Raw genomic sequence first — 19,585 nt, 5'->3', positions numbered from 1 at the left:
ATTAGTTGGCTCCCAGGATGGTGCACAGATGGCAGCGAACCCGTCGATCACCACGTCCGCCTCTCCCCTCTCCCTTCCGCTGCGCGAGCTCGACCCGGATGTCGCCGCCGCCGTCGGCGCGGAGCTCCACCGCCAGCAGTCCACGCTGGAGATGATCGCCTCGGAGAACTTCGCTCCGGCCGCCGTCATGGAGGCCCAGGGCTCGGTGCTGACCAACAAGTACGCCGAGGGCTACCCGGGCCGTCGCTACTACGGCGGCTGCGAACACGTCGACGTCGTCGAGCAGTTGGCCATCGCCCGGGTGAAGGAGCTGTTCGGCGCCCAGGCCGCGAACGTGCAGCCGCACTCGGGCGCCCAGGCCAACGCGGCCGCGATGTTCGCGCTGCTCGACCCGGGCGACACGATCCTCGGCCTCGATCTGGCGCACGGCGGTCACCTGACCCACGGCATGCGCATCAACTACTCCGGCAAGCTGTACAACGTCGTGCCGTACCACGTGCGCGAGTCCGACCTGCGGATCGACATGGACGAGGTCGAGCAGCTCGCCCTGGCCCACCGGCCGAAGATGATCGTCGCCGGCTGGTCGGCCTATCCCCGGCGGCTGGACTTCGCGGCGTTCCGGCGGATCGCCGACGCGGTGGGCGCGTACCTGATGGTGGACATGGCGCACTTCGCCGGCCTGGTGGCCGCGGGCCTGCACCCGAACCCGGTGCCCTACGCCGACGTCGTGACGACCACCACGCACAAGACTCTCGGCGGCCCGCGCGGCGGGGTGATCCTCAGCCGTGCCGACCTGGCCAAGAAGATCAACTCGGCGGTCTTCCCGGGCCAGCAGGGCGGCCCGCTGGAGCATGTCATCGCGGCGAAGGCGGTGGCCTTCAAGGTGGCGGCGGGCGAGGAGTTCAAGGAACGCCAGCAGCGCACCCTGGACGGCGCCCGCATCCTCGCCGGCCGGCTACTGGCCGACGACGTGGCCGAGGCCGGGATCACCGTGCTGACCGGCGGCACCGAGGTCCACCTGGTCCTCGTCGACCTGCGCCACTCCGCGCTCGACGGGAGGCAGGCCGAGGACCGGCTGCACCGCGTGGGCATCACCGTCAACCGCAACGCGGTGCCGTTCGACCCGCGCCCGCCGATGGTCTCGTCGGGGCTGCGGATCGGCACCCCGGCCCTGGCCACCCGGGGTTTCGGGGCGGCGGAGTTCCGGGAGGTCGCCGACATCATCGCCGAAACCCTGAAGGACGAGCAGTTCCGCGACGAGCACGCGGGCCTGCTGCGCGAGCGGGTCGAGAAGCTCGCCGGCGCGTTCCCCCTGTACCCCCACCTCGACGGAGCCACGGCATGACCGCCGAACCGCTGCCGGAGCACCCGGACTTCCTCTGGCGCAACCCCGAGCCGCGCTCCTCGTACGACGTCGTCATCGTCGGCGCCGGAGGGCACGGCCTGGCCACCGCGTACTACCTCGCCAAGAACCACGGCATCACCAACGTCGCCGTCCTGGAGAAGGGCTGGCTGGCCGGCGGCAACATGGCGCGCAACACCACGATCATCCGCTCGAACTACCTGTGGGACGAGAGCGCGGCGATCTACGAGTACGCGCTCAAGCTGTGGGAGGAGCTCCCGGAGGAGCTGGACTACGACTTCCTGTTCAGCCAGCGCGGCGTCCTCAACCTCGCGCACACCCTCCAGGACGTCCGCGAGGGCGTGCGGCGCGTCAACGCCAACCGCCTCAACGGTGTCGACGCCCAGTGGCTCGAACCGGACGAGGTCGCCAAGGTCTGCCCCATCCTCAACGTCTCGCCCCGCACCCGCTATCCGGTCCTCGGCGGCACCTTCCAGCCCCGGGCCGGTATCGCCAAGCACGACCACGTCGCCTGGGCGCTGGCCCGCCGGGCCGACGAGATGGGCGTGGACCTGATCCAGGGCTGCGAGGTGACCGGCTTCCTCAAGGACGACGACCGGGTCGTGGGCGTCGAGACCAACCGGGGCCGCATCCTCGCCGGCCGGGTCGGGCTCGCGTCCGCCGGGCACAGCAGTGTGCTCGCCGAGCGGGCGGGCGTACGGCTGCCGGTGCAGTCCCACCCACTGCAGGCACTGGTCTCCGAGCTGCACGAGCCGGTTCACCCGACGGTCGTCATGTCGAACCACGTGCACGTCTACGTGTCTCAGGCCCACAAGGGCGAGCTGGTGATGGGCGCCGGTGTCGACTCGTACAACGGCTACGGGCAGCGCGGCTCCTTCCACGTCATCGAGCAGCAGATGGCCGCCGCCGTCGAGCTGTTCCCCGTCTTCGCCCGGACGCATGTGCTGCGGACCTGGGGCGGCATCGTCGACGTGTCCCCGGACGCCTCCCCGATCATCGGGACCACCCCCGTCGAGAACCTCTACGTCAACTGCGGCTGGGGAACGGGCGGTTTCAAGGCCACCCCGGCCGCCGGCTGGACCTTCGCGCACACCATCGCCACGGGCGAACCGCATCCGCTGAACGCCCCGTTCGCCCTCGAACGTTTCGCGACGGGTGCGTTGATCGACGAGCACGGCGCGGCAGCCGTGGCCCACTGAAAGCCAGTTGAGAGAAGGACACCGTGCTGCTGATCAGCTGCCCATGGTGCGGCCCCCGCGACGAGACCGAGTACCACTACGGCGGACAGGCGCATGTCCCCTACCCCGAGACCCCCGCCGACCTCACGGACGAGCAGTGGGCCGAGTACGTGTTCTACCGGGACAACCCCAAGGGCCCCTTCGCCGAGCGGTGGATGCACAGCACCGGCTGCCGTCGCTGGTTCAACGTCCTGCGCGACACCGTCACCTACGAGGTGCTGCGCTCCTACCGGCTCGACGAGCCCCGCCCCGAACTGCCCCAGGCCGGAGGGAACAACCGATGACCGACCAGCGATTCCGGCGGCGGCAGGGGGGCCGTATCGACCGTGCCCGCGTGCTGCGGTTCACCGTCGACGGGCGGGAGCTGACCGGTCACCCCGGCGACACCGTCGCCTCCGCGATGCTGGCGAACGGTGTTGTCGAGGTCGCCCCGTCGCTCTACCGCGGCCGCCCGCGCGGCATCGTCGCCGCCGGCGTGGAGGAGCCCAACGCCCTGCTCCAGATGGACGGTTCGTGCTCGGAAGGCATGCTCCCGGCCACGGCTGTGGAGCTGTACGACGGGCTGTCCGCCACCACCCTCTCGGGGATGGGCCGGCTCGACCCGACACCCGACCCCGCGGTCTACGACAAGAAGTACGTCCACACCGACGTGCTGGTGGTCGGCGCCGGACCGGCCGGACTCGCGGCCGCCGCCGCTGCCGCCGGCTCCGGCGCCCGCGTGATCCTCGTCGACGACCAGCCCGAGCCCGGCGGTTCGCTGCTCTCGGGCACGCGGACCGGCCTCGAGTGGGTCGCCGAGGTGCGCGCGGCCCTCGACGCCGCCCCCGACGTCGTGGTCCTGCAACGCACCACGGCGTTCGGGTCGTACGACGACAACTACGTACTGGCCCTCCAGCGGCGCACCGACCACCTCGGGGCCGACGCCCCCGACCCGTCCGAGGGAGTCTCGCGTCAGCGGCTGTGGCACATCCGGGCCCGCCAGGTGGTCCTGGCGACCGGGGCCCACGAGCGTCCCTTGGTGTTCGCCGGCAACGACCTGCCCGGGGTGATGCTTGCCGGGGCCGTGCGTTCGTATCTCAACCGGTATGCGGTGGTGCCGGGTTCGAGGGCTGTCGTCAGCACGACCAACGACGACGCGTACGACACAGTCGACGATCTCCACGCCGCAGGGATCGACATCGCCGCCGTCGTGGACGCGCGCCCCGAACTGTCCGGCAGGGCCGCCGAGGTCGCCGGGGCGACCGGGGTGCGGGTGCTGACGGGCAGCGCGGTGGTGTCCGCCGCGGGCGGCGAACGGCTCACCGGCGTCACCGTGCAGGCCCTCGACGAGGACGGCCAACTCACCGGTACGCGAGAGTCGTTCGACTGCGACCTGCTCGCCGTCTCGGGCGGGTGGAGCCCGGTGGTGCACCTGCACAGCCAGCGTCAGGGTCGGCTGCGCTGGGACGAGGAGCTGGTCGCGTTCGTCCCCGACGGAACCGTGCGGGACCAGCAGGTGGTGGGTGCGGCGCGTGGGACGTACGACCTCGACGGCTGTCTGGCCGAAGGGGCGCGGGCGGGGGCACGGGCCGCGACGGACGCCGCTTTCCCGGTCGTCGTACCGTCGCTCGGCGTTGCGCGATCCGCGCCCGGTCCGGTGCGCGCACTATGGCTGGTCCCCGCCCCCGACGGCGAACCCGCCACCTGGGACACCCATTTCGTCGACCTCCAACGCGACGTCACCGTCGCCGACGTGTGGCGGTCCACCGGTGCCGGCATGCGTGGCGTGGAGCACGTCAAGCGCTACACCTCGCTCGGCACGGCGAACGACCAGGGCAAGACGTCCGGCGTCAACGCCATCGGCGTGATCGCCGAGGCCCTCGGCGGTTCGCTGGGCGAGATCGGCACCACTGCCTACCGCGCCCCGTACACGCCGATCGCTTTCGCCGCGCTGGCCGGGCGTGAGCGGGGCGAGCTGTTCGACCCGGAGCGCACGACGTCCATCCACTCCTGGCATGTCGCTCAAGGTGCGGTGTTCGAGGACGTCGGACAATGGAAGCGGCCCTGGTACTACCCCGGGCCGGGCGAGGACATGGACACGGCCGTGGCCCGCGAATGCCGGGCGGCGCGTGAGGGAGTGGCGTTCATGGACGCCTCCACCCTCGGCAAGATCGAGATCTGGGGCGCGGACGCGGGCGAGTTCCTCAACCGCATGTACACGAACGCCTTCAAGAAGCTGAAGCCCGGCATGGCCCGCTACGGCGTCATGTGCAAGCCCGACGGCATGATCTTCGACGACGGCGTGACCCTGCGCCTCGACGACAACCGCTACTTCATGACCACCACGACCGGCGGTGCCGCCGGGGTCCTGGACTGGCTGGAGGAGTGGCTGCAGACGGAGTGGCCCGAACTCGACGTCCACTGCACCTCGGTGACCGAGCAGTGGTCGACGATCGCCGTCGTGGGCCCGCAGTCACGCGAGGTCGTAGCCCATCTCGCCCCCGACGTCGACCTGTCGAACGAAGCGTTCCCCTTCATGGCCTTCCGCGAGACCACCCTCGCCTCCGGCATCCCGGCCCGCATTTGCCGGATCTCCTTCTCCGGTGAACTCGCCTACGAGATCAACGTCTCGGCGTGGTACGGCCTGTCGGTCTGGGAGGAGGTGTACGCGATCGGCCGACCGTACGGCATCACCCCGTACGGCACCGAGACCATGCACGTCCTGCGCGCCGAGAAGGGCTACATCATCGTCGGCCAGGACACCGACGGCACCGTCACCCCGCAGGACGCGGGCATGTCCTGGGTGGTCTCGAAGCAGAAGGAGTTCATCGGAAAGCGGTCCTACTCCCGCGCCGACACCTCCCGCACCGACCGCAAGCAACTGGTCGGCCTGCTGCCGGCCGACCGCACGACCCGGCTGCCCGAGGGCGCCCAGCTCGTCGCACCGGACGTCTCCTTGGAGACGGTGCCCGTGGAGATGCTCGGCCACGTCACCTCCAGCTACCACAGCCCGGCCCTCGGCCGCCCGTTCGCCCTGGCCCTCGTCACCGACGGGCGGGCGAGGATCGGCGAGACCCTGCTCGCCCCCGTGGGCGAGGCCCTGGTGCCTGTCGAGGTGACCGACTTCGTCCTCTACGACCCCGAAGGGACCAAGCGAGATGGCTGAGCCCACGACCGGCACGGGCTCCGGCCCGGTGGCACTGCGCACCAGCCCCCTGGCCCATCTGGAGGACCGGATGCGCGCCGCCACCGTCACGGGGGTCCGGGGTGTAGCGCTGACCGAGCGGCCGTTCCTCACGATGGTGAACCTGCGTGTCGATCCCGCCTCCGAGGCGGCCGACCGCGTGGCGAAGGCCCTGGGGACGCCACTCCCCCGACAGTGCGGCCACACCACGGCATCCGGCGCCCACGCGATCGTCTGGCTCGGTCCCGACGAATGGCTCGTACTGTCCGAAGGCCCCACCGTGGCCGCCGAGTTGAAGGAGGCACTCGGAGCGGACCCCGGCTCGGTCGTGGACGTCTCGGCCAACCGCACCACGCTGGAGCTCGGCGGCCCGGCCGCCCGGCAGGTCCTGGAGAAGGGCTGCCCGCTGGACCTGCATCCCCGGGTCTTCGGCCCCGGCCGGGCGATGTCCACGACGGTGGGACCCGTGGCGGTACTGCTGTGGCAGGTCGACGACGAGCCGACGTACCGGCTCTTCCCGCGCTCCTCGTTCGCCGACTACCTGGCCCGCTGGCTCATCGACGCGATGAGCGAGTACCGGGGGCCGGAGGTCCCCTGACGGGCCCGAACTCTCCCGCTCACCACCGCCTCCGGCTGATCGGCACCTGTCGAGCCGGAGGCGCCGGTTTTGGACAACAGGTCGAGAGCCGCCGCAAGTTTCCGCGATGAGGCGAACCATTCGGACGGGCCTCCGCGTGTAGCACGAGGCGGCTCCCGGAGGGTCCGGGATGTGACGGGGGCACGGCCGCGCTGCCTCCGCGCGAGGAACTGTCCCGGAGGGACGGCGCGTTGTGCGAGGAACGGGCGGGGGCCATGACAGCCGGTCGGGCACGTGCGACATCATGTGTCCGCGCCGGGTCGATGACCGTCGGTCCGCGACGCCGCACGCCGCGCGCGGGGTGGCGGGCTCGCTGTCGAGCGCTGTATACGGGGATGCGGAACTGCTGCGCGAGGGCGACATCGGCGATCGCCCCGGCCGCCGCACGAGGAGAGGGAGAGCCGTCCGGATGCACAACACGGAGGCCGTACAGGTGCCACCGGACCAGGAGCGGAGGGTCGCGGGCCGCTACCTGCTGCTGTCCCGCCTCGGCGAGGGCGGCATGGGAACGGTGTGGCGGGCGCGCGACGAGACGCTGCACCGCGATGTCGCCGTCAAGGAGGTGCGTGCCCCCGCCGGGCTGTCCGCCGCGCACATCGAGCGGATGTACACCCGGCTGGAGCGCGAGGCATGGGCCGCCGCCCGCATCCCCAACCGCAACGTGGTGACTGTCTACGACGTGGCCACCGACGACGGCCGTCCCTGGATCGTCATGGAACTCGTCCGTGGCCGCTCACTGGGAAACCTGCTGCGCGCCGAGGGACCGCTGACCCCGCAGCGGGCGGCGCAGATCGGCGCCGAGGTCCTCTCAGCCCTGCGCGCCGCGCACCGCGAGGGGGTGCTGCACCGCGATGTGAAGCCCGCGAACGTGCTGCTCGGCGACGACGGCAGCGTCGTACTCACCGACTTCGGCATAGCCATGGTCGAGGGCGACTCCTCGCTGACCATGACCGGCGAGGTCGTGGGCTCCCCCGAATACCTTCCTCCCGAGCGGGCTCTCGGCCGCACTCCGGGTCCCGAGTCCGACCTGTGGTCGCTCGGCGTTCTGCTGTACGCGGCCGTGGAGGGCCTCTCCCCGTTCCGTCAGGACACCCCGCTCAGCACCCTGCGCGCGATCGTCGACGAGGAACCCCCGACGCCTCGCCGGTGCGGCCCGCTCACTCCGATCATCGAGGGGCTTCTGCGCAAGGAGCCCACTGAGCGGATGACCGCCGAACAGGCCGAGCGGGAGCTGCGGAAGATCGCGGCGGGCGGTACGGCCGCGACGCCCCCGGCGGCTGCCGAGGAATCGCCCACGAGCATCGCCCCGGAAGCCCCCACGGCCGGTGACACCCCAACGATCGGTGACGCACCCACGGTTGGTGACGCAACGACCGCCGGTGACGCAACGACCGCCGGTGACGGTACGTCGGGGTCGGCGCCCGCCGTGATCGGGACATCGTCTGCCGAGCCCGTTCTGTCGCCTCCGCCCGTTCAGTCCCCTCAGCCCGCTCAAGCCGCTCAACCCACGGCCACCGCACCTGCCGGCGTCTTCGGGCCGCCCATCCCATTCGAGCCGCAGCCGGCCGCCGGCCCGCGCCGCCGTCGACGCACCCCGGCCCTGATCGCCGGCGCGGTGGCGTGCGCCCTGCTCATCGGCGGGCTGAGCTACGTGCTGGTGAATCGCGGCGAGGACGAGGGAGGGAACGACAAGGCCACCGACACATCCCAGCAGGTCCGTGCCACAGTGACGGGCGTGAACACGACCTATGTCGGGGAGTGTTCGCCGCCGGCCGGCCAGGCCCCCACCTTCACGGCGACGTTCGCCGTGGACGAGGCACCGGTCAGGATCACCTATAGGTGGGTGTCCAAGGACGGTTCGGTGGTCGATCGCGAGTGGCGCTCCCTCAACTTCGCGAGCGACGGGGACCGTACGGGCCAGGACGTCGTGCGTCTGACGGCGTACTCCAGGGCCGGAACCTTCACCAGCGAGATCGGCGTGGAGGTCAAGGGCCCCTTGGGGACGACCTCGAACACGGTGCCCTTCTCGGTGACGTGCGAGTAGGCCAGTGTTCCAAGATCGGTTGAACCGCCGCGGGGGATACTTACGTGTATGTCCCGGGGGAGTTCACCCTCACACAGAGTGCGAGGAGTATGCAGGTGCCGTCGATCATCGTGGGACAAACAGGTCCTTTCACCGGCCAGAGTGTGGTTCTGGACGGTGCACCGCTGACCCTCGGTCGTAAGGGCGACAACGGAATCGTGCTCGTGAGCGCCAACGCCTCGCGCCTGCACGCCGAGATCGTCACGGAGGACGCCGGGTTCGTCCTGTACGACCGGGGCAGCCGCAACGGGACGTACGTCAACGACGAACGCGTCACGCGACATGTGCTGCGCCCCAACGACTGCATACGAATAGGCGACGAAACCTTCCTCTACGAGGCACAGGACGCGATGGAGACGGTCATCGACCTCTCCCTGCTCAACTCCCCGCGCATCGACCCGAGCGCCGACTCCGGCACCCTGCGCGTGACGGTCACCGGCGGAGGGCCGGTCGGCCTGGCCTTCGCCCTGGCGCTGGAGGAGCAACTCCGGGGACGTACACGGATCACCGTGTACGACGCCCGTTGGCGCAAGGAAGGCTCCGCCGTCGTCTGGAAGGACGAGCGGCACGGCAACGTACGGCGCCAGCAGGTCGTGACCGTGCAGAGCCGGCAGTACCTGGCACTGTCCGACGAGGTCCGCTCGGCGCTGTTCGACGACACAGCCGGCTACTCGGAGATGTGGCCCGTCGGACCGGACTCGGTGGAGGGCCGTCCGCCGCGCAACATCCGCATCTCCTACGTCGAGGACCAGCTGCTGGATCTGGCCAACAAGCGCGAGGCCATCAGGCTGGTCCCCAAGCGTTTCGACGTGGAGGAGCAGCAGAACCGGATCGCCCAGGACCACGTGCTCGTCATCGCCGAGGGCGGGCGTTCCCGCACCCGCGAACACTTCGCCGACCGCTTCGGAACGGCCGACGCGTCGATCTACTCCCTCGACGGCGAACACCTGCGGGACATCGTGCTGGGGCTGCGGGTGAAGTCGACCCTGCCGGACCCCATGAGCGTCCTGCTCACCGTGTCCCAGAACCGTTTCCTGCTCAACTCGCTGCGCGGCGAGGGCTTCCTGAACATGCGGCTTACCCGCGAGGAGGCCGAGGACGTGATCGGCATCGACCCGGTCCGCAAGGTCTTCGAGGAGTGCATCGCCGCCCGGCCCTGCGTCATGACCCGCGGCGAGCACAACGAGTTCACCTGCCCCACGCACGGCACTCTGTTCCTGCCGGCCCTGCTTCAGGGTTCGCCGCTGTGGAAGCGGATCCTGGAGGGGCTGAAGATGTTCGGGGTGCCCGAGGAGGACCTGTCGGCGGTCACGTCGTTCCGTCTGGACATGGTGCAGCGCCCGCGCTTCACGGCCCAGCTCAGCCGGCCCACCGCGAAGACCCCGGGGACGTTCGGTTTCCTGCTGGGCGATGCGGCGAACGCCATTCACTTCTGGCCCGGCCGCGGTCTCAACAGCGGCCTGGCGTCGGCCACTTCGCTCGCCCGCTCCCTCAGCCGCGGCTGGCAGGGCCGACCGCTGCGCGACGCCGACTTCATCCGGCACGAGGCGGCGATGTCGATGCTTCAGTACCGGCACAAGTCCCGGGCCTGGAACGCGATGGTGGCCACCGACGACGAGGGCATCACCCGCGCCATCAAGGACATCGTCGCCCGCAGCATGCAGCCGGACGACGGCTCCGCCGCGCAGCGCTCCGACCTCGACCTGCTGCTCGACCGCATGATCGCCATCCGCGAGCGCCTGTCGTCCCGCCTGCCGGGCATGCCGACCGACGAGGTGCTGCGCGCCCACCTCGCCGCGCTCGCCCCCCAGACGCTGCGCACGCTTCAGGAGAGCGGGGCGTGGGACACCCTGATCGTCAGCGGTGAGGAGGCCGACATCGACATCTTCTACCAGTCGGAAGTCCCCGTCTTCGTTCCCCGTCCCGCCGACCCGCGCACCGACCTTGCGCCACAGGTGCCACAGGTGCCACAGGAGGCCAAGTTCCTCAACCCGCACCATGCGGGCCCGGCAGTCGCACCGTCGTGAGTCGGCGCCCGTGAGGGGTGCCGACTCGGAATCGGGGTGCCGGTGAGCGGCCGCCGTTCCCCCTTTAGCTGGTCAGCTTTAGCTGGTCAGCGCCCTTGGGCACCCGCGCACGTGACCTTCGCTGCCGCAAGGGCGATACTGCCGACATCAGGGCTTCGGCGACGACACGCCGTGCCGCCGGAACCTCCCGAACCCGCCCACGACCGCCACGGACCGCCAAGATCGAAGCCTCGCCCCACGTGCCCTGCCCCGGACAAGCGCTGGTCAGGGGGCCGGAGCCAGTCTCACCAGGAGGTACCCATGAAGATGCTGATCAACGTCGCGGAGACCGTGGTCGCGGACGCACTGCGCGGAATGGCTGCCGCTCATCCCGAGCTGGTCGTCGATGTGGAGAATCGGGTGATCGTACGGCGCGACGCGCCCGTGCAGGGGAAGGTCGCCCTCATCTCCGGTGGCGGGTCGGGGCACGAGCCGCTGCACGGTGGATTCGTCGGCCCGGGGATGCTGTCGGCGGCCTGTCCGGGTGAGGTGTTCACGTCGCCGGTGCCGGACCAGATGGCGCGGGCCGCCGCCGCCGTGGACAGCGGTGCGGGTGTGCTGTTCATCGTGAAGAACTACACTGGCGACGTCCTCAACTTCGACATGGCCGCCGAGCTGGCCGAGGACGAGGGCATCCAGGTCGCGAAGGTGCTCGTCAACGACGACGTGGCGGTCACCGACAGCCTCTACACCGCCGGGCGGCGCGGCACGGGCGCGACCCTGTTCGTGGAGAAGATCGCCGGTGCCGCCGCCGACGAGGGGCAGCCGCTGGAGCGGGTCGAGGCCATCGGACGGCAGGTCAACGAGAACTCCCGCAGCTTCGGCGTCGCCCTCAGCGCCTGCACCACCCCCGCCAAGGGCAGCCCCACCTTCGATCTGCCGCCCGGCGAGCTGGAGTTGGGCATCGGCATCCACGGCGAGCCCGGCCGGGAACGGCGCGCGATGATGACTTCGGGCGAGATCGCCGACTTCTCGGTGGGCGCGATCCTCGACGACATGACCCCGCGCAATCCCGTGCTCGTCCTGGTCAACGGTATGGGCGCGACACCGCTGTTGGAGCTGTACGGCTTCAATGCCGAGGTCCAGCGGGTGCTCGCCCAGCGCGGTGTGACCGTCGCCCACACTCTCGTCGGCAACTACGTCACCTCCCTCGACATGGCCGGCGCCTCGATCACCCTGTGCCAGGTCGACGAGGAGCTGCTGCGGCTGTGGAACGCGCCGGTGAAGACGCCGGGGTTGCGGTGGGGTATGTGATCCGGAGCCGGACGACCGCAACGCACCTGCCATGCAAGGAGATCCAGTGCTCGACGCCGATTTCTTCCGCCGTTGGATGACGGCGACCGCCGCCTCCGTCGACCGTGAGGCGGAACGGCTCACCTCCCTCGACTCGCCCATCGGGGACGCCGACCACGGCAGCAATCTGCAACGCGGGTTCACCGCCGTCGCGACGGCGCTGGAGAAGGAGGCGCCGCAGACGCCGGGCACGGTCCTGATGCTCGCCGGGCGGCAGCTGATCTCTACGGTCGGCGGGGCGTCCGGCCCACTGTACGGAACCCTGCTGCGGCGGACCGGCAAGGCTCTCGGGGACGCCGGTGAGGTGAGCGAGGACCAGTTCGCCCAGGCGCTGCGGGCCGGGGTGGACGCCGTCATGACGCTCGGGGGCGCTGCGCCGGGCGACAAGACCATGATCGACGCGCTGGTGCCGGCGGTGGACGCCCTCGGCGACGGTTTCGCCGCGGCGCGGGCCGCCGCCGAGGAGGGCGCCCTGGCGACGACGCCGTTGCAGGCCCGCAAGGGGCGGGCGAGCTATCTCGGCGAGCGCAGCATCGGGCACCAGGATCCCGGCGCCACGTCATCGGCGCTGTTGATCGCGGCCCTGGCGGAGGCGAACGATGAGTGACGCGACGAAGGGCGAGGGGCTCGTAGGCGTCGTGCTGGTCTCTCACAGCGCCCAGGTCGCCGCGTCGGTCGCCGAACTGGCCCAGGGGCTCGCCGGCGGCTCGACGACCGTGCCGGTGGCCCCGGCGGGCGGCACCGAGGGCGGTGAACTCGGCACCAGTTCCGAACTGATCGCCGCCGCTGCCGCCTCCGTCGACCGCGGCGCCGGTGTCGCGGTCCTCACCGACCTGGGCAGCGCGGTTCTCACGGTGAAGGCCCTGCTCGCGGAGGGCGACGAACTCCCCGACAACACACGCCTGGTGGACGCCCCGTTCGTCGAGGGCGCGGTGGCCGCGGTCGTCACGGCAGCGGCGGGCGCCGACCTGGCGGCGGTGGAGGCGGCGGCTGCGGAGGCGTACACGTACCGGAAGGTGTGAGGCGGCCTACGGCAACCATCGCGGCGGGGGCGCCGCGGCAGTGTTCCCGCTACGGGGGCACGCGCCGCGGGCCCTGCCCGCCGGTGCTGCTCTGCGGGCGGTGGCCGGGCTCCCTGGGGGCTTTTGCGGCCGACACACAGGATCTCCGCCACGCCGCCAGGGCCCGCCCCTACCCGACCCCCTCCGCCGCAATCCCCAGTGCCAAACGCAGCGTCGCCGCCAGTTCGGTCCGGGCCGTCGCCCCGTCGGGGTGGGTGTCGGCCGCGTGCCAGGCGTAGTGCTCGACCGCGGCGCGCAGGGCCGCGTTGAAGATCGCGGCCTGGATGGTGGGGCGGAGGTCGTCGGCGGGTAGGCCGGCCCGTTCGGCGAGGGCGCGCGCGAACGCCGGTTCGGCCTCGTCGTAGGTCTGGAGCCAGATCGCGCGCAGACCGGGCTCGGTACGCGTCAGCCGCACCAGCGCACCGACGGTCGCGCGGTCGGGGCCGGCGAGTTCGTGCTGCTCGTCCGCGAGTTCCTGGTCGAGGAGTTCCTCCAGGGGCTGCCCGGGTTGCCACCGCCGCAGGCAGCCGGCGATCAGGTCGATCCCGGCCGAGAACAGCGGCCGTACGCAGTTCTCCTTGCTCGGGAAGTAGCGCCACACGGTGCGCGAGGAGACACCGACCGCCGCTCCGATCTGCTCCCCCGTGGTCGCCGCCACGCCCTGGGTGACGAACAGGTCGACCGCCGCCCGCGCGATCTCCAGCCGGATCGCGGCCTTGCGCTCATCGGTCAGGGGCGGTCGTCCCGTGAGCCGGCTCGCGGCTTGGCTCGCGGGTCGGCTCGTACGTCCACGGGCTGCGGTCATGGTGTCCTCCGGCCGATGCTGATCACTCTCCCGGAATTCTCCCCGACGAATTTATGTCACTCAGAGACATTAAGTCGTAGGGTGTGGCCCCGGGCGCGCTCGACACCCCGCCCGTCGGACGGAACACCCCCTCGCCACACGTATGGGAGCACTTCATGAGCGGCGGACTGGACGGACGCGGCGTCATCGTCACCGGAGCGGGTTCGGGCATCGGACGCGCGGCCGCTTTGGCGTTCGCGAGGGAGGGCGCCCGGGTTGTTGTGGCGGACCTCGACGCCGAGGGCGCGGAAGCGGTCGTCAAGGAGATCGAGCAGGCAGGCGGCGGCGCGGTCGCGGTGGTGGGCGACCTGAGCGATCAGGAGGTGGTGGACCGGGTCGTCGAGACCGCGATCGCACGTTTCGGCGGCGTCGACGTCCTGGTCAACAACGCCGGGATCATGGACCGCATGTCGGCCCTGGCGGACGTCACCGACGCCGAGTGGGAGCGGGTCGTACGGGTCAACCTCACCGCCCCGTTCCTGCTCACCCGGGCCGCGCTGCCGCACATGCTGGAGGCGGGCCGGGGTGCCATCGTGAACACGGCGTCGGAGGCCGGCCTGCGGGGCAGTGCGGCCGGTGCCGCGTACACGGCGTCGAAGCATGGCGTGGTGGGGCTGACGAAGTCCCTGGCCGTGATGTACCGCAAGCAGGGGATCCGCGCGAACGCCATCGCCCCGGGCGGCACCCGGACGGGCATGGTCGTGGATGCGGCGCAGGACGCGCACGGGCCGACCGCCCTCGGTCCGCACTTCGTCAACCTCGGCCGGCTGGCCGAGCCCGAGGAGCAGGCCGCCGCCATCGTCTTCCTGGCCTCGGACGCGGCGAGCAACATCAACGGCGTGATCCTGCCGGTCGACGACGGCTGGTCGGCGGTCTGACGACCCCTTGCTCCCGGGCGGGGCCGTCGTCGACCCGGGGCGTCCGGGACTGCCGGCCACGCCGGCCGACCGGCGGATCGCGGCCGACGGGACGGCCGGGCGGATGGTCCAGCACAAGGACGTGGACGTCGGCATCGACTTCTACCGGGTCGCGACCGTCGCGCTCGGCGGCGAACGGTCGGGTTGCAGATCGCCCAGGAGTGCAGCGACACCGAGGACCTGCTGCGGGCACTCCAGCAGCGCGACACGACACGACCACCGCCCCCGAACTTCCGCCAGGGGCCGGGGGCCTGAGTCCGCGACGGGACTCGGCCGCCCGGCCACCCGCATCCGGCGCGGGGTCAGCGACGACAGCGGTCCCGCGCAGGCGGCATGAACTCCACGGCCCTCAGGGTGAGTTCAGCCGTGGGGAGCTTCAGCATACGTAAGTCCCCGGACGGACGACCAACGGCCGCCCACGACCGCCCTCTTGATGTGATCGCGTCAGTCGCGTCATATTGGTCCGGACCATTGCCGCGAGGCCGCCCCCGGGAGGCAGAGTCGTGCGACGCGTTCTGGCACTCGTTTCCGCCCTGTGCGCGGCGCTCGCGCTGCTCTCGTCCTGTACGTGGGGCGACGCGGCCGGGGACGGGGCCCGGCCGCCCGGGGCTCCCTCGGGTGTCACGGCCGCCGCGGGCAGCGCGACCAGCGTGCATGTCATGTGGACCGCGGTCTCCGCGGAACCCGGGATCCGTGTCTACGAGGTATATCGGGGCCCCACCAAGGTCAAGGAAGTGCCGGGCTCCGCACACATGGTGGATGTCACCATGCTGAAGCCCGCCACCACCTATGCGTTCACCGTCCGGGCCCGTGACAAGGACGGGCGTCTCGGACCGCCGAGCAAGGAGGTCCGGGCGACGACTCCCAGGGCCGTGGCCGCCGACCGCGCGGCTCCGACGCGGCCGGGGAAGATCGCCGGCCGGGCGGTCGGCAGCCGCGCGGTTCAGCTGTCGTGGGCGGCGGCCACGGACGACCGGGACGTGGTGTCGTACGACATCCATCAGGGCGGCACAAAGATCCACAGTGTGGGCGGCAACCAGACGGCGACCGTGGTCACCGGCCTCAGGCCGGGCACCCGCTACTCCTTCACCGTCCGGGCCCGAGACGCGGCCGACAACCAGTCACCGGCCACGGCTCCCGTCCGCATCACCACACCCGGCACGGACGACGGGCGCGGCACCGCGCCGACCGCCTTCCGGGCGACGACCCATCGCGCGGACGGGGCGTACTACGTCGACCTGAGCTGGGTGCCGCCGCGCACGGACGGAGTCGTCGCGGAGTACCAGATCCAGCTCGACGGGAGGGCGGCCACCTCCCTGGTGTACGGCGGAAACCCGCCGCGCGACAAGGCCACGTACAGCTTCTACCTGGGCCCCGAGGCCGGGGTCGGTCACCGGGTGCGGATCCGCGGCAGGCTACCGGACGGCACCTGGGGCGGCTTCTCGGCGGAGCGGACGGTGACGACCGGCGCGCGAGGCTGACAGCCGCTCGGGCATCCCCCGGATGCAGCAAGGCGTCACCTGACCGGGGGCGGCCCGCATGCGGTGCGGACCCGAGGCGCGTTGGCTGCCCCTGAGGCAGCACGGGCGTTCCCGACCCCAGGCGGCGCAAGGGATGTACCGCCAACCGTGCCGCCGGAGGGCATTCCATGCGCAATTCATCGCTCTTCCTCCGCTCGGGCCTGACCGTGGCAGCCGCCTCACTCCCCTTCGTCGTGGCCGCCGGTTCGGCCGCCGCGCAATCGGGGATCTCCGTGAGCACCACCGGGTCAACGGTCTCCGTCACGACCAGTGCGTGCACCAACGTCAACGGCAGCTGGGGCACCGCCTCGCTGCTCACCAGCAGCCAGGCCAACTTCTCGCAGGGTCGCCAGGTCTCCCTGTCCGGCACGGACCGGCTCCAGTCGGCGGCGTGGTCGAGCGTGAACCCGGGCACGTACACCGTCATCGTCGTGTGCTCCAACGGCTCGACGGCGGGCACCCAGTCGGTCATCGTGTCGACCAGCCCGACCCGTACACCCACCCCCAGGACGTCGCCCTCTCGCGGCGTGATGGGCGGCGTGGGCGGTTCCTCGACGGACTTCGGCACCCTCACACTGGTGGGCGGCGGCGTCCTGGTGGGCGCGGGTGGCCTGGCCGCGGCCTGGTATCTGCGCCGCAAGGCCAAGCCGTACCGGCTCTGACGGCCGCACCCCCCGCACAGCTGCCGGGCCGGCTCACGCAGGCTCCCGCCCCGGCAGCTCGGCGAATTCCTCCAGCGCGTGCGTGAGCCACTGCGTCCAGAAGGTCTCCAGATCGATGCCGGCGCGCAGCACCAGGTGCCGCAACCGGTCCTGGGAGCTGTCCTTGCCGGGCGGGAAGTCGCGCTGCTCGATCTGCTCGTACTCGGCCAACTGCCGCTGGTGCAGATCGAGATGGCGGCGCAGATCGGCCTCGATGCCCTCCGTCCCCACGACCGCCGCGGCACGCATCCGCAGCAGCAGGGGGTCGCGGTGGGGCTTCGGGTCCTGGGACGCGGCCGTCCAGCGGGCCAGTTCGGCGCGGCCCGCGGGCAGGACGTCGTAGCTCTTCTTCTGCCCGCGGGCCGGCTGTTCGCTCGGCAGGGTGCGGATGAACCCCTCGGCCTCCAGTTTTCCCAGCTCGCGATAGATCTGCTGATGCGTCGCCGACCAGAAGTACCCGATCGACTTGTCGAAGCGACGGGTCAGCTCCAGCCCCGAGGACGGCTTCTCGAGCAGGGCGGTGAGGATCGCGTGCGGGAGTGACATGGGGCTCATCCTAGGGACGCGAGGAGGTCATCCTACGAACACGACCACTCGCCGCTACAGGCTCGCCGCCAGCTCCGTGCCCTGCTTGATGGCCCGCTTCGCGTCCAGCTCGGCGGCCACGTCGGCGCCGCCGATGAGGTGCGCGCTGCGGCCCGCGGCGATGAGTGCCTCGTACAGGTCGCGACGCGGCTCCTGCCCGGTGCACAGCACGATCGTGTCGACCTCGAGGACCGTGCTCTCCTCGCCGACGGTGACATGCAGTCCGGCGTCGTCGATACGGTCGTAGCGCACGCCCGGGACCATGGTGACGCCCCGGTGCTTGAGCTCGGCGCGGTGGATCCAGCCGGTGGTCTTGCCGAGGCCGGCGCCGACCTTGCTGGTCTTGCGCTGGAGCAGGTGGACGGTGCGCGGCGGGGCGGGCCGCTCGGGGGCGGCGAGGCCGCCGGGGCCCGTGTAGTCCATGTCGACGCCCCAGAGGCGGAAGTACGTCTCGGGGTCCTCGCTCGCCTTGTCGCCGCCGTCGGTGAGGAACTCGGCGACGTCGAAGCCGATGCCGCCCGCGCCGAGGACGGCGACGCGCTCGCCGACGTGGGCCTCGTCGCGCAGGACGTCGAGGTAGCCCACGACGCTCGGGTGGTCGACGCCGGGGATGTCCGGGGTGCGCGGGCTGACGCCGGTGGCGACCACGACCTCGTCGTAGCCGGCGAGGTCGTCGGCCGCCACGCGGGTGTTCAGACGTACGTCCACGCCCTGCCAGTCGAGCTGGTGGCGGAAGTAGCGCAGAGTCTCGTCGAACTCCTGCTTGCCGGGGACCTTGCGGGCGACGTTCAGCTGGCCGCCGATCTCGCTCGCGGCGTCGAACAGCGTGACCTCGTGGCCGCGTTCCGCCGCGCTCACGGCGCAGGCGAGGCCGGCGGGTCCGGCGCCCACAACGGCGACCCGCTTGCGCAGTCGCGTCGGGGACAGCGTCAGCTCGGTCTCGTGGCAGGCGCGCGGGTTGACCAGGCAGGACGTGATCTTGCCGCTGAAGGTGTGGTCGAGGCAGGCCTGGTTGCAGCCGATGCAGGTGTTGATGGCCTCCGGTTTCCCGGCGGCGGCCTTGGCGACGAAGTCGGGGTCGGCGAGCATCGGACGGGCCATCGACACCATGTCCGCGCAGCCGTCGGCCAGCAACTCCTCGGCCAGTTCGGGGGTGTTGATGCGGTTGGTGGTGACGAGCGGCACGGACACCTCGCCCATCAGCCGCTTCGTGACCCAGGTGTACGCGCCGCGGGGCACCGAGGTGGCGATGGTCGGGATGCGGGCCTCGTGCCAGCCGATGCCGGTGTTGATGATCGTCGCCCCGGCGGCCTCGACGGCCTTCGCGAGCTTGATCACCTCGTCGAGGGTCGAGCCGCCGGGCACGAGGTCCAGCATGGACAGCCGGTAGACGATGATGAAGTCCTCGCCGACGGCCTCGCGCACCCGCCGCACGATCTCGACCGGGAAGCGCATGCGGTTCTCGTACGAGCCGCCCCAGCGGTCGGTGCGGCGGTTGGTCTGCCGGGCGATGAACTCGTTGATGAGGTAGCCCTCGGAGCCCATGATCTCCACGCCGTCGTAGCCGGCCTGCCGGGCGAGGCGGGCGGCGCGGGCGTAGTCGTCGATGGTCCGCTCGACCTCGGCGTCGGCGAGCTCACGGGGCGGGAAGGGGCTGATCGGCGCCTGGAGCGGGCTGGGGGCGACGAGGTCCTGGTGGTAGGCGTACCGGCCGAAGTGCAGGATCTGCATGGCGATCCGCCCGCCCTCGCGGTGCACGGCGTCGGTGATGACCCGGTGCTGCGCGGCCTCGTCCTCGGTGGTGAGTTTGGCACCGCCCTCGTAGGGCCGTCCCGCGTCGTTGGGGGCGATGCCACCGGTGACGATGAGCCCCACTCCCCCGCGCGCACGCTCGGCGTAGAACGCAGCCATGCGCTCGAAGCCGCGCTCGGCCTCCTCCAGGCCCACATGCATGGAGCCCATGAGGACGCGGTTGGGCAGCGTGGTGAAGCCCAGGTCGAGCGGGCTCAGCAGGTGCGGGTAACGGCTCATGGGGACCCTCCGTGGGCGGTGTCGTGCCTGACGTAGTTGTAGAGGACCGCACCGGGTTTATGCAACTAGTTGCACAACCAGGA

Annotated in this window: 16 protein-coding genes and 1 pseudogene; 14 read left to right on the top strand and 3 right to left on the bottom strand. The window is 71.3% G+C overall.

Annotation, left to right across the window (positions count from 1 at the left end; translation table 11 throughout):
* Positions 1 to 28 precede the first annotated feature (28 nt).
* The 10 genes from glyA to ACZ7L5_RS28610 all read left to right on the top strand — a co-directional run bounded on the left by glyA (position 29) and on the right by ACZ7L5_RS28610 (position 12,865).
* On the top strand, positions 29 to 1,345 hold the full coding sequence (glyA, locus tag ACZ7L5_RS28655; RefSeq protein WP_471519968.1) for a serine hydroxymethyltransferase: 1,317 nt from the start codon (positions 29 to 31) through the stop codon (positions 1,343 to 1,345).
* Positions 1,342 to 2,562, top strand: coding sequence for a sarcosine oxidase subunit beta family protein (locus ACZ7L5_RS28650; protein ID WP_471519966.1), 1,221 nt, complete (start codon positions 1,342 to 1,344; stop codon positions 2,560 to 2,562). Before glyA ends, ACZ7L5_RS28650 begins: the two co-directional genes overlap by 4 nt.
* 23 nt (positions 2,563 to 2,585) lie before the next feature.
* On the top strand, positions 2,586 to 2,885 hold the full coding sequence (locus tag ACZ7L5_RS28645; protein WP_328883716.1) for a sarcosine oxidase subunit delta: 300 nt from the start codon (positions 2,586 to 2,588) through the stop codon (positions 2,883 to 2,885).
* Positions 2,882 to 5,746 carry a sarcosine oxidase subunit alpha family protein gene (locus ACZ7L5_RS28640; protein WP_471519964.1) on the top strand — a complete coding sequence of 955 codons (2,865 nt, stop codon included), beginning with the start codon at positions 2,882 to 2,884 and terminating at the stop codon, positions 5,744 to 5,746. The genes ACZ7L5_RS28645 and ACZ7L5_RS28640 overlap by 4 nt, the downstream gene beginning before the upstream one ends.
* Positions 5,739 to 6,362, top strand: coding sequence for a sarcosine oxidase subunit gamma (locus tag ACZ7L5_RS28635; RefSeq protein WP_471519962.1), 624 nt, complete (start codon positions 5,739 to 5,741; stop codon positions 6,360 to 6,362). Before ACZ7L5_RS28640 ends, ACZ7L5_RS28635 begins: the two co-directional genes overlap by 8 nt.
* A 448-nt stretch (positions 6,363 to 6,810) precedes the next feature.
* Entirely contained in the window at positions 6,811 to 8,445 is a 1,635-nt protein-coding gene (locus ACZ7L5_RS28630) for a serine/threonine-protein kinase (protein WP_471519960.1), read from the top strand.
* 95 nt (positions 8,446 to 8,540) lie between these two features.
* A complete protein-coding gene (locus tag ACZ7L5_RS28625) occupies positions 8,541 to 10,511 on the top strand; it encodes an FHA domain-containing protein (RefSeq protein WP_471519958.1) in 1,971 nt (656 codons plus the stop codon).
* A gap of 300 nt (positions 10,512 to 10,811) precedes the next feature.
* Positions 10,812 to 11,804, top strand: a complete 993-nt coding sequence (gene dhaK / locus ACZ7L5_RS28620) for a dihydroxyacetone kinase subunit DhaK (protein ID WP_471519956.1) — start codon at positions 10,812 to 10,814, stop codon at positions 11,802 to 11,804.
* 46 nt (positions 11,805 to 11,850) lie between these two features.
* The gene (gene dhaL / locus ACZ7L5_RS28615) at positions 11,851 to 12,450 is read left to right on the top strand and encodes a dihydroxyacetone kinase subunit DhaL (protein ID WP_471519954.1); all 600 of its coding nucleotides are present in this window, start codon (positions 11,851 to 11,853) and stop codon (positions 12,448 to 12,450) included.
* Entirely contained in the window at positions 12,443 to 12,865 is a 423-nt protein-coding gene (locus tag ACZ7L5_RS28610; protein WP_328883709.1) for a PTS-dependent dihydroxyacetone kinase phosphotransferase subunit DhaM, read from the top strand. Before dhaL ends, ACZ7L5_RS28610 begins: the two co-directional genes overlap by 8 nt.
* Before the next feature lie 169 nt (positions 12,866 to 13,034).
* Here the strand turns inward: ACZ7L5_RS28610 and ACZ7L5_RS28605 are convergent, their stop codons facing one another.
* The gene (locus ACZ7L5_RS28605; RefSeq protein WP_471519952.1) at positions 13,035 to 13,709 is read right to left on the bottom strand and encodes a TetR/AcrR family transcriptional regulator; all 675 of its coding nucleotides are present in this window, start codon (positions 13,707 to 13,709) and stop codon (positions 13,035 to 13,037) included.
* 155 nt (positions 13,710 to 13,864) lie between these two features.
* Between ACZ7L5_RS28605 and ACZ7L5_RS28600 the strand changes: the two genes are divergently transcribed.
* The 4 genes and pseudogenes from ACZ7L5_RS28600 (at position 13,865) to ACZ7L5_RS28585 (ending at position 16,847) form a co-directional block, all read left to right on the top strand.
* Positions 13,865 to 14,626, top strand: coding sequence for an SDR family NAD(P)-dependent oxidoreductase (locus ACZ7L5_RS28600; RefSeq protein ID WP_471519950.1), 762 nt, complete (start codon positions 13,865 to 13,867; stop codon positions 14,624 to 14,626).
* Positions 14,619 to 14,869: pseudogene (locus tag ACZ7L5_RS28595) on the top strand (two-component sensor histidine kinase); the annotation flags it as partial. The gene ACZ7L5_RS28600 and the pseudogene ACZ7L5_RS28595, both read left to right, overlap by 8 nt.
* A gap of 299 nt (positions 14,870 to 15,168) precedes the next feature.
* Positions 15,169 to 16,146, top strand: a complete 978-nt coding sequence (locus tag ACZ7L5_RS28590) for a fibronectin type III domain-containing protein (protein ID WP_471519948.1) — start codon at positions 15,169 to 15,171, stop codon at positions 16,144 to 16,146.
* Between the two features lie 167 nt (positions 16,147 to 16,313).
* Entirely contained in the window at positions 16,314 to 16,847 is a 534-nt protein-coding gene (locus ACZ7L5_RS28585) for a hypothetical protein (protein ID WP_328883705.1), read from the top strand.
* 33 nt (positions 16,848 to 16,880) lie between these two features.
* Here the strand turns inward: ACZ7L5_RS28585 and ACZ7L5_RS28580 are convergent, their stop codons facing one another.
* Both ACZ7L5_RS28580 and ACZ7L5_RS28575 read right to left on the bottom strand, forming a co-directional pair.
* A complete protein-coding gene (locus tag ACZ7L5_RS28580; RefSeq protein WP_328883704.1) occupies positions 16,881 to 17,432 on the bottom strand; it encodes a PadR family transcriptional regulator in 552 nt (183 codons plus the stop codon).
* A gap of 54 nt (positions 17,433 to 17,486) precedes the next feature.
* Positions 17,487 to 19,502, bottom strand: a complete 2,016-nt coding sequence (locus tag ACZ7L5_RS28575; RefSeq protein ID WP_365060759.1) for an NADPH-dependent 2,4-dienoyl-CoA reductase — start codon at positions 19,500 to 19,502, stop codon at positions 17,487 to 17,489.
* Positions 19,503 to 19,585: the final 83 nt, after the last annotated feature.

The organism is Streptomyces sp. NPDC107528, assembly GCF_055639295.1.
Note: the sequence above shows the minus strand (reverse complement) of the source record. Positions and strands in the feature narration are given on the sequence as shown.

Bases quoted from the DNA above. Each gene is read 5' to 3' on its own strand.
- ACZ7L5_RS28600 (WP_471519950.1), top strand. From the start codon at position 13,865: ATGAGCGGCGGACTGGACGGACGCGGCGTCATCGTCACCGGAGCGGGT.
- ACZ7L5_RS28630 (WP_471519960.1), top strand. From the start codon at position 6,811: ATGCACAACACGGAGGCCGTACAGGTGCCACCGGACCAGGAGCGGAGG.
- ACZ7L5_RS28650 (WP_471519966.1), top strand. From the start codon at position 1,342: ATGACCGCCGAACCGCTGCCGGAGCACCCGGACTTCCTCTGGCGCAAC.
- dhaK (WP_471519956.1), top strand. From the start codon at position 10,812: ATGAAGATGCTGATCAACGTCGCGGAGACCGTGGTCGCGGACGCACTG.
- ACZ7L5_RS28580 (WP_328883704.1), bottom strand. From the start codon at position 17,432: ATGTCACTCCCGCACGCGATCCTCACCGCCCTGCTCGAGAAGCCGTCC.
- ACZ7L5_RS28575 (WP_365060759.1), bottom strand. From the start codon at position 19,502: ATGAGCCGTTACCCGCACCTGCTGAGCCCGCTCGACCTGGGCTTCACC.
- ACZ7L5_RS28605 (WP_471519952.1), bottom strand. From the start codon at position 13,709: ATGACCGCAGCCCGTGGACGTACGAGCCGACCCGCGAGCCAAGCCGCG.
- ACZ7L5_RS28635 (WP_471519962.1), top strand. From the start codon at position 5,739: ATGGCTGAGCCCACGACCGGCACGGGCTCCGGCCCGGTGGCACTGCGC.
- ACZ7L5_RS28585 (WP_328883705.1), top strand. From the start codon at position 16,314: ATGCGCAATTCATCGCTCTTCCTCCGCTCGGGCCTGACCGTGGCAGCC.
- ACZ7L5_RS28610 (WP_328883709.1), top strand. From the start codon at position 12,443: ATGAGTGACGCGACGAAGGGCGAGGGGCTCGTAGGCGTCGTGCTGGTC.
- ACZ7L5_RS28640 (WP_471519964.1), top strand. From the start codon at position 2,882: ATGACCGACCAGCGATTCCGGCGGCGGCAGGGGGGCCGTATCGACCGT.
- glyA (WP_471519968.1), top strand. From the start codon at position 29: ATGGCAGCGAACCCGTCGATCACCACGTCCGCCTCTCCCCTCTCCCTT.